At 47.0% G+C, this 13,989-nt stretch carries 16 protein-coding genes; 10 read left to right on the top strand and 6 right to left on the bottom strand.

Going from position 1 to position 13,989, the window contains the following annotated elements; all coding sequences use genetic code 11:
* Positions 1-84: 84 nt before the first annotated feature.
* Positions 85-681 carry an LURP-one-related/scramblase family protein gene (locus tag GJV52_RS01080; RefSeq protein WP_095503326.1) on the bottom strand — a complete coding sequence of 199 codons (597 nt, stop codon included), beginning with the start codon at positions 679-681 and terminating at the stop codon, positions 85-87.
* A 146-nt stretch (positions 682-827) separates the two neighbouring features.
* Positions 828-1,013, bottom strand: coding sequence for a hypothetical protein (locus tag GJV52_RS01085; RefSeq protein ID WP_095503327.1), 186 nt, complete (start codon positions 1,011-1,013; stop codon positions 828-830).
* Between the two features lie 240 nt (positions 1,014-1,253).
* On the opposite strand from GJV52_RS01085, the gene GJV52_RS01090 reads away from it, so the two are divergent.
* From GJV52_RS01090 to nudB, 6 genes are all read left to right on the top strand, one after another.
* Positions 1,254-1,607, top strand: coding sequence for an AraC family transcriptional regulator N-terminal domain-containing protein (locus GJV52_RS01090; protein ID WP_095503328.1), 354 nt, complete (start codon positions 1,254-1,256; stop codon positions 1,605-1,607).
* A gap of 189 nt (positions 1,608-1,796) precedes the next feature.
* On the top strand, positions 1,797-2,096 hold the full coding sequence (locus tag GJV52_RS01095) for a hypothetical protein (RefSeq protein WP_095503329.1): 300 nt from the start codon (positions 1,797-1,799) through the stop codon (positions 2,094-2,096).
* 64 nt (positions 2,097-2,160) lie between these two features.
* Positions 2,161-2,514, top strand: coding sequence for a hypothetical protein (locus GJV52_RS01100; protein WP_095503330.1), 354 nt, complete (start codon positions 2,161-2,163; stop codon positions 2,512-2,514).
* On the top strand, positions 2,489-2,992 hold the full coding sequence (locus GJV52_RS01105; protein WP_195690053.1) for a helix-turn-helix domain-containing protein: 504 nt from the start codon (positions 2,489-2,491) through the stop codon (positions 2,990-2,992). Before GJV52_RS01100 ends, GJV52_RS01105 begins: the two co-directional genes overlap by 26 nt.
* 226 nt (positions 2,993-3,218) lie before the next feature.
* The gene (locus GJV52_RS01110; RefSeq protein ID WP_369832056.1) at positions 3,219-4,604 is read left to right on the top strand and encodes a mechanosensitive ion channel family protein; all 1,386 of its coding nucleotides are present in this window, start codon (positions 3,219-3,221) and stop codon (positions 4,602-4,604) included.
* A complete protein-coding gene (nudB, locus tag GJV52_RS01115) occupies positions 4,601-5,056 on the top strand; it encodes a dihydroneopterin triphosphate diphosphatase (protein ID WP_095503333.1) in 456 nt (151 codons plus the stop codon). Before GJV52_RS01110 ends, nudB begins: the two co-directional genes overlap by 4 nt.
* A 228-nt stretch (positions 5,057-5,284) precedes the next feature.
* Here nudB and phoU read toward each other — a convergent pair whose 3' ends face one another.
* Entirely contained in the window at positions 5,285-5,980 is a 696-nt protein-coding gene (gene phoU, locus GJV52_RS01120; protein ID WP_095503334.1) for a phosphate signaling complex protein PhoU, read from the bottom strand.
* Positions 5,981-6,173: 193 nt separating this feature from the next.
* Here phoU and GJV52_RS01125 point away from each other — a divergent pair, with 193 nt between their 5' ends.
* Positions 6,174-6,707, top strand: a complete 534-nt coding sequence (locus tag GJV52_RS01125) for an inorganic diphosphatase (protein ID WP_095503335.1) — start codon at positions 6,174-6,176, stop codon at positions 6,705-6,707.
* 72 nt (positions 6,708-6,779) lie between these two features.
* Positions 6,780-8,381 carry a phosphoethanolamine transferase gene (locus tag GJV52_RS01130; protein WP_195690054.1) on the top strand — a complete coding sequence of 534 codons (1,602 nt, stop codon included), beginning with the start codon at positions 6,780-6,782 and terminating at the stop codon, positions 8,379-8,381.
* A 37-nt stretch (positions 8,382-8,418) separates the two neighbouring features.
* Here GJV52_RS01130 and pip read toward each other — a convergent pair whose 3' ends face one another.
* Entirely contained in the window at positions 8,419-9,354 is a 936-nt protein-coding gene (pip, locus tag GJV52_RS01135) for a prolyl aminopeptidase (protein WP_100563440.1), read from the bottom strand.
* A gap of 135 nt (positions 9,355-9,489) precedes the next feature.
* Between pip and yciA the strand changes: the two genes are divergently transcribed.
* Positions 9,490-9,945 carry an acyl-CoA thioester hydrolase YciA gene (yciA, locus tag GJV52_RS01140; RefSeq protein ID WP_095503339.1) on the top strand — a complete coding sequence of 152 codons (456 nt, stop codon included), beginning with the start codon at positions 9,490-9,492 and terminating at the stop codon, positions 9,943-9,945.
* 2 nt (positions 9,946-9,947) lie between these two features.
* The gene (locus tag GJV52_RS01145; protein ID WP_100563438.1) at positions 9,948-10,304 is read left to right on the top strand and encodes an MmcQ/YjbR family DNA-binding protein; all 357 of its coding nucleotides are present in this window, start codon (positions 9,948-9,950) and stop codon (positions 10,302-10,304) included.
* 222 nt (positions 10,305-10,526) lie between these two features.
* Here the strand turns inward: GJV52_RS01145 and GJV52_RS01150 are convergent, their stop codons facing one another.
* A complete protein-coding gene (locus GJV52_RS01150) occupies positions 10,527-11,942 on the bottom strand; it encodes a PhoH family protein (protein WP_100563436.1) in 1,416 nt (471 codons plus the stop codon).
* Positions 11,943-12,126: 184 nt separating this feature from the next.
* Complete coding sequence (locus GJV52_RS01155) at positions 12,127-13,650, bottom strand: fumarate hydratase (RefSeq protein WP_095503341.1); 1,524 nt, start codon at positions 13,648-13,650, stop codon at positions 12,127-12,129.
* Between the last annotated feature and the right edge of the window lie 339 nt (positions 13,651-13,989).

The raw sequence follows: 13,989 nt of genomic DNA on the forward strand, positions 1-13,989 counted from the left end.
CAGTATACTACCGCATACTGGCCTTTTCTGTTATTGGAAATTGCACTTGTTAGGCGAATGTAAGGGCCTTTTCATTTAAACCATTTACCCGTCACCACGCTCCAACAACATCACCATCATCACCGCATTCAACACCAACACATCATCGCGCTCATCGGTTTGGCCGAGTTTCTCCAAGCTGAATTTACGCTCAAAAAATGATGGCTCTTTTTTCAGGCGATACACTTCCTGCCCATCTGGCGCAGTGAGTGCGTAAGTCGGGTTGAGAAAATAGCCGGTCAGCGAACCAAGCAGCGGAATCTCACCTATCAAACCGTTGACCAACGCCACCATCGGATTGGTTTCACGCAATTGATATACTTCGCGCCCCTGCTCGTCAAACAGCACATAGCTGGTTTTCCACAACGATTTCATGCCGTGGCGCTGGATTTTACCGATAAGCTTGCCGCTTGAATCGCGCACGGTATAAACCGCATTAAAATCAATAATACGGTCGGCCTGAATGTTGAACAATTCAGTTTTGTCGCTGCTGCTGCGAAAAATCTGCACCGACTCTTTGATTTTAAAAATCTTCTGCCGCGTGTAGGCAATTTCCTTGCCATCGGCATCGAACACAGAAAAATCGTTCGACGGTGTGAAAATTTTGAATTGGAAATTTAAGGGGAAACGGATATTTTGCATGATGTTCTTTTCTGAAAACGGACAAAATGGCGCTATTGAAGCCATCAACTCATTTTGTAACCATTATCGCACACATACAGCCGTTTCGAAAATCCATCCATTCCGATTGATCAAAAATTTAGCATCAGCGCATAAAGCTGCATTTATTATGAATCGCCTTCAGGGTTGACTTCTTTAACCTCACCATTTTGATAGGCAACGTGTTTTGCCAATTCTTGCTGCGCTTCTTGCCAAGTATGGCCGCATTGCGTGCATTGCAGCAAACCATCGGGAGTATGGTGGCAGTAAGCGAATTGACAATTCGGGCAGTAAATATGGCTGCGGATTTCCATGGCAAGATCCTTTCATTGTTTGCAAAGCGTATTTCAATATGCCGTCTGAAAAGTTCAGACGGCATATTGATGAGTGAAAAGTGTAAAGCGCACTATCTTTTTATTTATGAGATTTTTTTATGGGCTTAATTTGTTTTTATTATAAATATCTTAATGGACAATACTTGCCCGATTCTTTAAAAAACTTGCCTAATCCTACGAATTGTTTAGAATCGTTTTGTCGTATCAAAAGATTTTATTATGGATTCTGCAGCCATTGAAAGCATCAGCCGACATATTCAAACCCTTAATCAAACAAGCCTTACGCCTTTTGAAGGCATCATGGTGCATGCGACTGAGCCGCCGGTCGAAATCGATGTAATTTCCGAATACACCACCGTAACATTTATTTTATCGGGCGAACAAAATATGCGGCTGGGTGACCGCTCTTTCATTGCACGTGGCGGCGATATGCTGTTTATTCCGTTCCAACTGCCCATTTCAACCCGCTTTCTGCCCCATGCCCACGCGCAATTTACGGGCGTGAGTTTGGTGTTAGATGAGCAATGGCTGGCCGACATTGCTGCGCAAACTTCGCTGCGCAGCAATAGGTAGGTGCAAATTCAATCGACAAAGAAGAAGAGGAGCGCATTTTGCAAGCGGAACTTGCCGCTGAAATGCAAAGTTTGGAAAAAAATCAGAGCAATCAAAGCCAAGTGAGTCTTGACATGTCTTGATTTTATGGTAAAGTAAAGTACAGAGAAATTTATGTTTTAATATTTACCCTTAAATAAAGGAGGTCGTATGAAAACCAAACACATTCTGTTGCCTCTGGTCGCATTGTTTGTTTCAGCGACCTCTTTTGCAGGCAATGATTGCGGCGTTTTTGCTGATGCATGTGCGCATGGTGCAAAATTGGCAGCAAAAAACCAAGCGACTATTCAAAAAGCTTATGACGAAGGTCGTCAAAAAGTGTTGAATCAGGCTTATGACGAAGGTCGTCAAGCACGAATTGAGGCAATTCGCGCGAAAGCGCGTGAGCAAGCACGTTTGGAGTATGCTCGGAAGTACAATACTCAACCGGCAGCTAACGCAACCAATTAAGCTAACCCGAAAGGCTGCATTAAATTGCAGCCTTTTTTGTATCTATATAAAATGAGATATTGAAATGTCTATTGCGCAAGAAATAGGGTTCGTTTCCCTTCGTTATGGCTATTACACGAAAGACGGTGAGACAGTTATCCCGGTCAAAATCAATTCAACATGCCTAGATGATGATGTTATTTGGTTTTCGGATGCTGACAAAGGAGCGTTGTGGGAAACTGGTTTAACAGGGAGGGTGAATATTAAATCCGCCGATTATCTTTTGTTTAACCGGTATACCAAATTGGATACCCATACAAAACTGTGCCAAGCCTATCGGGATATGGTGAAAATTTTAACCAAATTCGATACCAACTTTCCCGGATTGCCGTGGCGAATCGCACCTCGACAATGTGCCGGTTTTCGGGGTAGGATTTGACAGCATATCGCCGGCCATCCAAGATTGCTTGCGCCGCCTGATTGCACTGCTGGATGCATCTTCCCCCACGCGCCATGCCTTAGCCGAATGTTACAAACCAGAATTGGCGTTTTATTTACTTGAAAGCCGTCTGAAAAATCATTTGCTCGCTTTTTGCAATCAAAACAGCCAATTGCAGAAAATTAAAAAAGCCTGCCATTATCTGCAGGTGCATTGGGCGGAAAAATTAGCCGTTGCCCGCTTAACCGAATTATCGGGCATGGGGCAATCGGCTTTTTATCAGCATTTCAAGATGATTACCGGCTATACGCCCTTGCAGTATCAAAAATCAATTCGTCTGAATCATGCCAAAAACCTGATTTTGAAACGTGATTTGCCCATTACTCAAATCGCCTATCAGGTGGGGTACGAGAGCGCCAACCAATTCAGCCACGAATACAAGCGCATGTTTGGCACCACGCCTAAAGAAGACCAATAGGCCGTCTGAATTTCACAATACATTCAAATAAATCGCCTACTTAACGCATATCTGCTTTCTTTCTCAAAAGAAATGCTAAAATCCATTATCTGGCCGCGATCTACCCTTTGCAGCGCCACCCTATTCCGACTCATTCACGAGAATGCTTATGCTTTTTTCATCTGCCAACGCGGCCAAACCTGTAAGTGAAGCCGCCAATCATCTTTTGGAATCAACCGGCAACGGTTTGAAAGAATTTTTCTTCAATCTGTTTGCACGTAACCAATTCACTTCCCACCTGCTGGAACGCAGCTTCAGCGAACCCATCGGCTGGCTGGAAATCGGCATTACCGTTGCGCTGATGATAGCGACTTATTATTTGTCGGAATTTCTGATTCGCAAATATCCGGTGTTGCCCGGCAAAAAATGGGCAAGTGTCCGCCATATTGGCAACCGCTTGCTGTGGCCTTTTTTGCTGCTGATTTGCTCGATTATCGCGCTTTATACATGGAATTTGTTCGAATTGCGCTCGGTATGGCTACGCTTACTCATCATGGCCGCACGCTGGATGATTCTGATTCGCTTGGTGTTGTCTTTGGTGCATGCCGCATTACCAAGCCATAAGGTGACCGACTGGCTGGAACGCTTCTTATCCGGCACATTGTGGGTATGTTTTGTCATTTGGTTGTCGGGTATCGATGATTTGCTCATTGGCATTTTGCAAGATACCAAGCTCAGCATCGGTTCGATTAATCTAAGCGTGTACACCATTCTCACCGGCCTGTTGTGGGTGGCGGTGGTGTTAACCTTTGCCATGTGGCTGGGCCGCCGGATTGAAGACTGGCTGATGAAAAACGAGCACATGGATCTCAACCTGCGCATCGTGATGTCGAAAGTTGTCAAAGCATTTTTAACTGTGTTGGCGATTTTGATTGCATTGCCGCTGGTGGGCATTGATTTGACTGTGTTATCAGTATTTGGTGGTGCGCTGGGTGTCGGCATTGGTTTTGGCCTGCAAAAAGTGGCGAGCAACTACATCTCTGGCTTTATCATTTTGGGCGACCGCTCCATCCGCCCGGGCGACCGTTTGACGGTGGACAATTTCACCGGCTATGTCACCAAAATCACTTCGCGCTTTGTGGTCTTAAAAAGCGTCGCAGGCGGCGAAGCCTTGATTCCGAACGAGACGTTCATCACCTCCACCGTAATCAACGAATCCTACACCGCCAAATCTTTGTGGCAGAGCATTGACGTACAAGTCGCTTACCACACCGATTTGACTTTGGCGATGAAAATTATGGAAGAAGCCGCTAAGGCACAAGAACGCATACAAACCGACCCCGCCCCCAAAGCTTTTTTAATCAGCTTCGGCGATAACGGCGTTAATCTGCGTGTCGGCTTTTGGGTAAAAGACCCGGAGAACGGCTTTGTCGGCCTGTTTTCAGCAATTTTGCTGGATATTTGGAAACGCTTTAACGAAAGCGACATTGAGTTCCCGTTCCCGCAACGCGAAATCCGCATTCTCAATGAAGAGCGCGCACCCGATAATGTCGCCATGATGCGCGCCGGTATGGAAGTGAAAAAAGATACGCGTTCCGACAAAAATTTCGACGCGGAACACGACGACCGATGAGCAAACCGCTGAAATACCCCGTCTCCGCCTTGGTGGTGCTGCACGATAAAGACGGCAACATTCTTTTAATCGAGCGCACCGCCCCGCAAGGCTTTTGGCAATCCGTCACCGGCAGCATCGAACCGGAAGACGACAACATCGCCGCAACTGCCAAGCGCGAAGTATGGGAAGAAACCGGCATTTCGCTTTCAGACGGCCAATTGATTGATTGGCATGAAAGCACGGTCTATGAAATCTACCACCACTGGCGCCACCGCTACCCCAAAGGCGTGTTTGAAAACCGCGAACACATCTTCTCCGCTGAAATTCCGCGCGATACGGCCATCACACTGCAAGCGGCGGAACATGTGGCGTATGGCTGGTTTAGCGCCGAAGAAGCGGCGGAAAAAGTGTTTTCGCCATCGAATAAACGGGCGATTTTGGCTTTGCAAAAAAGGCTGGGGAACAAATAATCAATGCCGTCTGAACACATTTCAGACGGCATTTTTTTCGGGAAACGCAGCAGATTCATTCCCCAAACCTTCAGACGGCCTGAGATCTTTGCACAATCCCCATCTTTAGCACATTTCTTCGTTATGCGCTGCTCAAAAGCTTGCCTATCTAGGTGATATGTCTGCGCTTTCTGCGCTGCTATAACCTCGAACTGCACTCAAATCTGGGGTTTTGCAAAGGTCTCGGCCTTAAAAATTCTTGTGAATCTCATCCACCGGCACATGGCGCACATCAATACCGCGCACCAAATAAACCACATGTTCGCAAATATTTTTCGCATGATCGCCAATCCGCTCGGCCGCTTTGTTCATCAACATTGTTTCCATACCAATACCGATGCTGTGCGGGTCTTCCATCATATACGTCAACAAGGCGCGCGACTGATTGTGGTAGGCCATGTCTAAAGATTTATCCAATTCATTGATTTTCAGAATAGTTTCATCATCCAAACGCGCAAACGCATCCAAAGACTGGCGCAACATCGGCACCGTCATTTCCAACAAACGGCGCGTATCATAAAGCTGCTTGTAGCTGACATGATGTTTCGCAATCAAACCATTGGCGTGCAAGGCGATTTTCTTGATTTCATCGCCCATACGCTCCAAATCCACAATCACGCGGCTCACGGTCAACACCAAACGCAAATCGCTGGCAGTCGGCTGGCGGCGCACCAAAATCGTTTGGCAGGCATCATCAATCGATACTTCCAACTCATTGATTTTATCGTCGTTTTGCACCACCTGCGCCAAAATTTCCTTGTTGGCATCATTGAAGGCTTCCAGAGTTTGTCCGAGCTGCTGCTCAATCAAACCGCCCATGGCCAATACATCGGTGCGCACCTGTTCCAATTCCTGATGGAAATGCGATGAAATATGCTCGGACATTCTCGTCTCCTAGATTAAGAAGCCCTTAAAATATCAGGTTTTTATGACAATATTTTGACAAAAATATTTCAAGGCCCATCTGTTGTCATAAATCAGCCCCTTGCCACCACACCAACCCCGCCCAATGTTCAGACGGCCTTTTGTTTGCTATACTTTGCCCGTTTAACCCAACCTATTTTCAAAGGAAACACACATGGCAGATTTTAACCAAATCCTGACCCCGGGCGATGTAGACGGCGGCATCATCAACGTAGTCAACGAAATCCCTTGCGGCAGCAACCACAAAATCGAATGGAACCGCAAATTGGCCGCTTTCCAACTCGACCGCGTAGAGCCTGCAATTTTCGCCAAACCGACCAACTACGGCTTTATCCCGCAAACCTTGGATGAAGACGGCGACGAACTCGACGTATTGCTGGTGACCGAGCAGCCATTGGCCACCGGCATCTTCTTAGAAGCCCGCGTGATCGGCGTGATGAAATTCGTCGACGACGGCGAAGTGGACGACAAAATCGTCTGCGTACCGGCCGACGACCGCAACAACGGCAACGCCTACCAATCACTGGCCGACCTGCCGCAACAATTGATCAAACAAATCGAATTCCACTTCAACCACTACAAAGACCTGAAAAAAGCAGGCACCACCAAAGTTGAATCTTGGGGAGATGTGGAGGAAGCCAAAAAAGTGATTAAAGAATCGATTGAGCGCTGGAACGAACAGGCTTAATTGATGTGCTTGAATGAAAAGATGCCGTCTGAAAATGTTTTTCAGACGGCGTCTATATATAAAGGATTACTTATGTCTATACTTAAACAATATGGCTTATTTATCACCATTTTTATTTTCTCGTTAAGTACCGTCCCTAGCTTAGGTTATTCTGTAGAAGACGGTACTTTTTTAGCAATGGCCTGTTTTTGGTACGCCTTATTTCAATTGAATAAATCTTTATTTCAAATTGTTTTTCTATTAAATCTGATTGTATGCACCTGTTTTGCTCCTATCGCACAACTGTACGGCAATATCAATATCGGGCTTATTGCTTCTGCTTTTGAAACTAACTCTAATGAAAGTTTGGAATTCATCAGCACCTTACCACTTAAAAGCTGGTTAATGGGACTTACCGTATTCTTAAGCGGTTTAACCGTATTATTTGCAGCAAGCAAGCAAGCAAGCAAGCAAGCAAGCAAGCAAGCAAGCAAGCAAGCAAGCAAATTATACTGGTTTAACTATCACAGCAAGCTGATTTTGTTTAGTATTTTCATATTATTGGTTTTACATAAACCTACTACTACCACACTTAAACGACACCAACCTTTTAATTTAAATAACACTCTTGTATCCAACATCCATTTCTATATTAAAACGTTCCAAGCCATCAAACAATATCAGGATGAGATGGCACAAGCCAAACATTTTCTTTCCGATGAAACTGTTTGGAAAATTAAAAATGTCCATCCTCATTATCAAAATTATGTTCTGATTATTGGAGAAAGCGTTCGTGCTGATTATTTATCGCCCTATGGTTTTCCAATTGATACCAGTCCTTATCTCAAACATGTAAACGGCTTAATCTTAGATAACTTTATCGCACCATCACCCAATACACAGCTATCATTAACACGTATGCTACACCTTACCCACGAAAATCAGGCAATCTTTTCAAATAATATTATCTCACTGGCAAATGCTGCAGGGTTCCAAACATACTGGTTTTCAACCCAACCAACAGGACAAGATGCCGATACTGCAGCTTCACGAGTAGGTATTCAAGCGAAATATACCAAATTTTATGAACCTAATGCACCACGGGCAGAAATTGGAAAATTCAGTGACATGATTGTGTTAGACGATTTCAAAACAACCTTAGCCAACTATCAGAAATCAAAGCAACCATCTTTATATGTTTTTCACATCAACGGCTCACATCCTGACTTCTGCAAACGACTGATACAGCCGGTTTCAGAAACATTTAAAAGCAAAGAAATGTCCTGCTATCTAGAAACGCTCAAGCAAACAGATAAATTGATAGAAGAAATTACTAAAGCATTGCAAGCGACTGGCAGTTATTCTCTGATTTATTTATCAGACCATGGTTTAGCACATATTAATAAAAACTCTGCCAATGTAACTTTAACCAACTCTCCTAAACAAAAACAGGCTTATCATGTGCCATTTATCAGGATTTCCAGTGATGACACACATCAGTCTCGACAACAAGCTGCACGCAGTGGTTTCTACTTTATTCATGGTTTTGCCGAGTGGCTGGGAATTGATGAGCCCAAACTCAAGCTCCCTTATCGCTTTTTTTCTGAAGAGCCTACAAATGAAATTAAAGTATTTGATTGGGAAAAAATAATTCCTTATAACAGATTAGAGGATGATGTCTCATTAAAACCATAAACAAAGGCCATCTGAAAATTTCAGACGGCCTTTCGCTTTACCCTCCCAGTTTGGCCGATATATCCTCGACTGCTTGCGTTAATGCCGTACTTAAGACCTCATCAAACGAAGAATGTCCGCCCTGCACTATGCGCAATTCGGCTTCGGGAAAGGCTTGCGCCAGTTCCCATGCGCTTTGCATTGGGGTACATAAATCGTAGCGGCCTTGGCAGATGATGGTCGGGATATGGCGGATTGGATTAATGTTGTTCAAAATCGCTTTATCGCCTTGCAACCAGCCTTGATGCACAAAATAATGCGTTTCTATGCGGGCGATGGCGAGCGATTCTTGCGCGTCTTTATCCACGTCTTTCGGTTCAAATTGCACCAAATAGCTTTCCCAATCTGCCCATGCTTTGGCTGCTTTCAGACGGCCTTGTTCGTCTTCGCCGTGTAATAATTCGTGATACGCAGCAATCAGATTGCTGCGTTTATGTTCGGGAATTGGGGCAAGAAACTGCTGCCATTGCTGCGGATAAATTTGGCTGACACCACCCTGCTCGTTCAGCCAAGCGGTTTCAGACGGCCTACATAGGAAAATGCCGCGCAACACCAATCCGGCCACGCGATCGGGATGGGTTTCGGCATAGGCCAAGGCTAACGTACTGCCCCATGAGCCACCGAACACCAGCCATTTCTCAATGCCGAGCATGCGGCGCACGGCTTCGATGTCGGCCACCAAATCCCAAGTGGTGTTGTCTTCGATGCAGGCATAAGGCAGCGAGCGGCCGCAACCGCGTTGGTCAATGATCACAATCCGGTACACATCGGGATGGAAAAATCCGCGACACGCCGGCGAAGCGCCTGCGCCAGGGCCGCCGTGCAGAAAAATCACCGGCAAGCCATCGGGATTGCCGGATTCTTCCCAATAAATTTGATGGCGTGCGGATACGGGCAGTAAGCCGCTGCGGTGCGGTTCGCGAATCGGGTGCATGGGAAAATCCTGATTTAAAGTGGAACAAAATTTTAGCATTGAAAACAGGCCGTCTGAAAGTCGGGATAAAGGTTTCAGACAGCCTGTTTTCATCGTAAAATAAAGTTTGATTGGTATGACAACAAAGGAAGAAACATGAGCGAAAATCAAACCACACACGCCAAGCCCGAAGGCGAATTGATGCTGCGCACGGTCGCGCGGCCGAAAGACACCAACACTAATTTAGATGTGTTCGGCGGCTGGATTATGTCGCAAATGGATTTGGGCGGTGGCATTTTGGCGGCGGAAATCGCGCAGGGGCGGATTGTCACGGTTTCGGTGCAAGAAATGAGCTTTCTGCGGCCGGTCAAAGTCGGCCATGTGGTCGGCGTGTATGCACGTTGTTTGGGCGTGGGCAATACCTCGCTGAAAATCGAAGTGGAAGTGTGGGTGAAGCCGTTTGTCGCCGATGAGCCGAATATTCCGCTTGAGCTGGTCACAGAAGCGGTGTTCACCTTCGTTGCCATCGACCACGAAGGCCGCCCGCGCCCTATTCCACGCGACAATAATCCGCGCTTGGATGCATTTCTATCGCCGAAACAGGCCGTCTGAATATGAATCAGGCAACTTTATTCAGCGGCATTGCAAAGCGCTTCGGCGCCGAGCCGCAGTATTTGTGGGCGAAATTTCCCGAATACGCCGTGTTCCGCCATGCTGCTGGCAAACAGAAATCGTTCGGCGCTTATCTGCCGGTGGCTGTCGAAAAAATCGGCCGTAAAGGCGATGGCTATGTGGCTTTGCTAAACGTGAAATGCCCGCCGGAAATGGTCGGCAGCTTGCGGCAGATGCCAGGTGTTTTGCCGGCTTACCACATGAACAAAACGCATTGGGTGAGCTTGGTTTTAGCGGAAGTAGATGCGGATTTGGTGTGGGAATTGCTGGCGCAAAGTTTTGCGCTGACGCAAAAGTGATGAAATGTGCCTCTCTTTTTTAGGAAAATAAAATGCCGTCTGAAACGTTTCAGACGGCATGAGACCTTTGCAAAACCCCAGATTTGAGTGCAGTTCGAAGTTATAGCAGCGCAGAAAGCGCAGACATATCACGAAGATAGGCAAGCTTTCGAGCAGCGCATAACGAAGAAATGTGCCAAAGATGGGGAGTTTGCAAAGGTCTCGGCATGATTATTCTTTAGCCTACAACACTTCCACCGCAAAATCCGACAAACGTGAGCGCTCGCCTTGTTGCAGTGTAATATGACCGTAATGCTGCCAACCTTTAAACCGCTCCACCACATAACTCAAGCCGCTACTGCCTTCGGTAAGATACGGCGTGTCGATTTGCGCCAAATTGCCCAAACACACCACTTTCGTACCTTTACCTGCGCGGGTAATCAGGGTTTTCATTTGCTTGGCGGTCAGGTTTTGCGCTTCATCGATGATAACGAATTTGTTTTGGAACGTGCGTCCGCGCATAAAATTGAGCGAGCGCACTTTAATGCGGGCGCGGATTAAGTCGGACGTGGCTTTTTTCGCCCACGCGCTGAATTCGTCGCCGTCGTTTTGTTGGGTCAATACTTCCAAATTGTCTTCCAGCGCGCCCATCCACGGATTCATTTTCTCTTCTTCCGTGCCCGGTAAAAAGCCGATGTCTTCGCCCACCGGCACGGTGATGCGGGTCATGATAATTTCGTTGTAGCGCTTGTCGTCAAAGGTTTGTGTCAACGCGGCAGCAAGCGTCAGCAGCGTTTTGCCGGTACCGGCCTGCCCTAAAATCGTCACCAAATCGATTTCGGGATCCATCAATAAATTCAAGGCGAAATTTTGTTCACGGTTGCGGGCGGAAATGCCGAATACATTGTTGCGGCCGCTGTAATCTTTTAAGGTTTCGAGCAACACTTTGCCGTGGTTCTGCTCGATAACACGTGCGCTCAAAGGCGGTTCGCCGTGTTCATCCACCAATAATTCGTTGAGCAGTAAATGCGGCGTATCATTGCCTTCGATGTGGTAATAGGCGCGGCCATTTTCCTGCCATGAATTCAAATGCGTGCCGTTGTTTGCCCAAAATTCCGGCGTGAGCCTGCGCAAACCGCTGTATAAAATATCGCTGTCTTCCAATACGTTATCGTTGATGTAGTCTTCGGCATTCAACCCCAGCGTGCGCGCTTTAATGCGGATATTGATGTCTTTCGACACCAGCGCGACATAATCGTAATCGCCGCAAATGCGGTGCGACAAACTCATCACCACCGCCAAAATCTGATTATCGCCGGTTTGCCCGCTCAATACTTCGGGCAAATCGGCTTGCAGCATTTCGGTTTGCAGCAACAATTTACCTTTGGCATCGGCATGCCCCAATACATTCAGCGCAATGCCCTGATGCAGCCCATGTGGCTCGGCATTAAGCAATTCATCCAGATAACGGCTGGTCTGACGGGCATTACGCGCCACGTCGGACGAGCCTTTTTTGTGGTTGTCCATTTCTTCCAAGGTCACCATTGGAATGAAAATGTCGTGTTCCTGAAAACGGAACAGGCAAGACGGGTCGTGCAACATCACATTGGTATCGAGAATAAACAGCTTGCGGCCGCCACCGGTGAGCTTTGGAGACATTGTGTGTTCCTTTTATGGTTGTGGTGAAATCGGCTTCAGTTTGGCAAAGCTGTGTTACAGCGGCATGAAAGCAATATAGATGCCTTGATTTTAATAGGTTTATAGATGAATTGATTGTGACAAATATGAAAAAAGGCCGTCTGAAAACTCTGTTTTCAGACGGCCTTTGATGATTTAAACCTGATTAGCTTTCCACCGGAATAATACCGATTTTGGCTTGCCATTGTTTCGGCGCGATGGCGTGGATGGATTGGCCGTCGCTATCGACTGCTACCGTTACCGGCATATCTTTAACATCAAATTCGTAAATGGCTTCCATACCCAATTCTGGGAACGCCAGCACTTGCGCGCCTTTAATCGCTTTGGCCACCAGATAGGCCGCGCCGCCCACCGCCATCAGATACACGGCTTTGTTGTCGGCAATGGCTTCGCAAGTGGCGGCACCGCGCTCGGATTTACCGATCATACCGAGCAGACCGGTTTGTTCCAGCATTTGGCGGGTGAATTTATCCATACGGGTCGCGGTAGTCGGACCGGCCGGGCCCACCACTTCATCGCCCACCGGATCAACCGGGCCTACGTAGTAAATCAGGCGGTTGGTGAAATCAACCGGCAATTGCTCGCCTTTGTTGAGCATATCGACCATGCGTTTGTGCGCGGCATCGCGGCCGGTCAGGATTTTACCGTTGAGCAGCAATACATCGCCGGTTTTCCAAGTGGCTACTTCTTCTTTGGTCAGGTTGTTCACGTCAACGCGTTTGCCGTTGTCGGGATTGTAGGTGATGTCCGGCCAGTCTTCTACGCTTGGCGGAGTGAGTTCTACTGGGCCTGAACCGTCCAATTCAAATTCAACGTGGCGGGTGGCCGCGCAGTTTGGAATCATGGCAATCGGTTTAGAGGCGGCATGGGTTGGGTAATCCAAGATTTTTACGTCCAACACGGTGGTCAAGCCGCCCAAGCCTTGTGCACCAATGCCCAATGCGTTGACTTTTTCAAACAATTCCAAACGCAGTGCTTCGGTGGTCGACAATTCGGCACCTGATGCAGCTTTGGCTTGCAAATCTTGAATGTCGATGTGATCCATCAGCGATTCTTTGGCCATCAACACGGCTTTTTCAGGGGTGCCGCCGATACCGATGCCCAAAATGCCCGGCGGACACCAGCCCGCGCCCATGGTTGGGATGGTTTTCAGCACCCAATCGACGATGTTGTCAGACGGGTTCAGCATCGCCAATTTGGATTTGTTTTCCGAGCCGCCGCCTTTGGCCGCGCAGGTCACTTCTACTTTGTCGCCCGGCACAATGCTCATGTGAATCACGGCCGGGGTGTTGTCTTTGGTGTTTTGGCGTTTACCCGCAGGGTCGGCCAATACTGAAGCACGCAAGGTGTTGCCTTCCCAAGTGTAGGCACGGCGCACGCCTTCGTTCACCATGTCTTCCACGCTCATTTCGGCATCCCATTGCACATTCATGCCGACTTTCAAAAACACGGTGGCAATGCCGGTATCTTGGCAAATCGGGCGGTGGCCTTCGGCACACATGCGGCTGTTGACCAAGATTTGCGTCATCGCATCTTTGGCCGCCGGATTTTCCTCTTTCTGCCACGCCTGATACAGTGCGTCGATGTAATCTTTCGGATGGTAATAGCTGATAAATTGGAAGGCATCGCAAATGCTGCGGATGAAATCCTCTTGTTTGATGATGGTCATGGCAGTTCCTTTTTAGATAAAAAAGTTTGGTTTGTGTTGTTGTGGGCAGAGTCTGTTTTCAGACGGCCTATTGGTAGGCTGTATAGTGCTTGTTTTTAAGTCAGAAAAACAGCCTGCATTTGCTAATTTTTTGATTTTACTTCAATTTAATAATTGATAAATTTACTCAGAATTTGAGAACATCAATCTTTTATCTGGACTCCAATTTGGAATAATCTTACATTTCATCAAGGCAAGCGTTAAACTTTGCCTATACCATCCAATAAATATGATAGCACACTGTTTTGCAAGTACAATTCGCTATCACACTGTTTTCAGACGGCCTTTTGCGATAATGTA

Origin of the sequence: Neisseria brasiliensis, from assembly GCF_009671065.1 — a bacterium.
Classification (GTDB): Bacteria; Pseudomonadota; Gammaproteobacteria; order Burkholderiales; family Neisseriaceae; genus Neisseria; species Neisseria brasiliensis.

Coding starts and splice junctions, on each gene's coding strand:
- GJV52_RS01085 (WP_095503327.1), bottom strand. CDS start 1,013: ATGGAAATCCGCAGCCATATTTACTGCCCGAATTGTCAATTCGCTTAC.
- yciA (WP_095503339.1), top strand. CDS start 9,490: ATGAGCGAAAATCAAACCACACACGCCAAGCCCGAAGGCGAATTGATG.
- GJV52_RS01145 (WP_100563438.1), top strand. CDS start 9,948: ATGAATCAGGCAACTTTATTCAGCGGCATTGCAAAGCGCTTCGGCGCC.
- GJV52_RS01080 (WP_095503326.1), bottom strand. CDS start 681: ATGCAAAATATCCGTTTCCCCTTAAATTTCCAATTCAAAATTTTCACA.
- GJV52_RS01125 (WP_095503335.1), top strand. CDS start 6,174: ATGGCAGATTTTAACCAAATCCTGACCCCGGGCGATGTAGACGGCGGC.
- GJV52_RS01100 (WP_095503330.1), top strand. CDS start 2,161: ATGTCTATTGCGCAAGAAATAGGGTTCGTTTCCCTTCGTTATGGCTAT.
- GJV52_RS01095 (WP_095503329.1), top strand. CDS start 1,797: ATGAAAACCAAACACATTCTGTTGCCTCTGGTCGCATTGTTTGTTTCA.
- GJV52_RS01155 (WP_095503341.1), bottom strand. CDS start 13,650: ATGACCATCATCAAACAAGAGGATTTCATCCGCAGCATTTGCGATGCC.
- phoU (WP_095503334.1), bottom strand. CDS start 5,980: ATGTCCGAGCATATTTCATCGCATTTCCATCAGGAATTGGAACAGGTG.
- pip (WP_100563440.1), bottom strand. CDS start 9,354: ATGCACCCGATTCGCGAACCGCACCGCAGCGGCTTACTGCCCGTATCC.
- GJV52_RS01150 (WP_100563436.1), bottom strand. CDS start 11,942: ATGTCTCCAAAGCTCACCGGTGGCGGCCGCAAGCTGTTTATTCTCGAT.
- nudB (WP_095503333.1), top strand. CDS start 4,601: ATGAGCAAACCGCTGAAATACCCCGTCTCCGCCTTGGTGGTGCTGCAC.
- GJV52_RS01130 (WP_195690054.1), top strand. CDS start 6,780: ATGTCTATACTTAAACAATATGGCTTATTTATCACCATTTTTATTTTC.
- GJV52_RS01090 (WP_095503328.1), top strand. CDS start 1,254: ATGGATTCTGCAGCCATTGAAAGCATCAGCCGACATATTCAAACCCTT.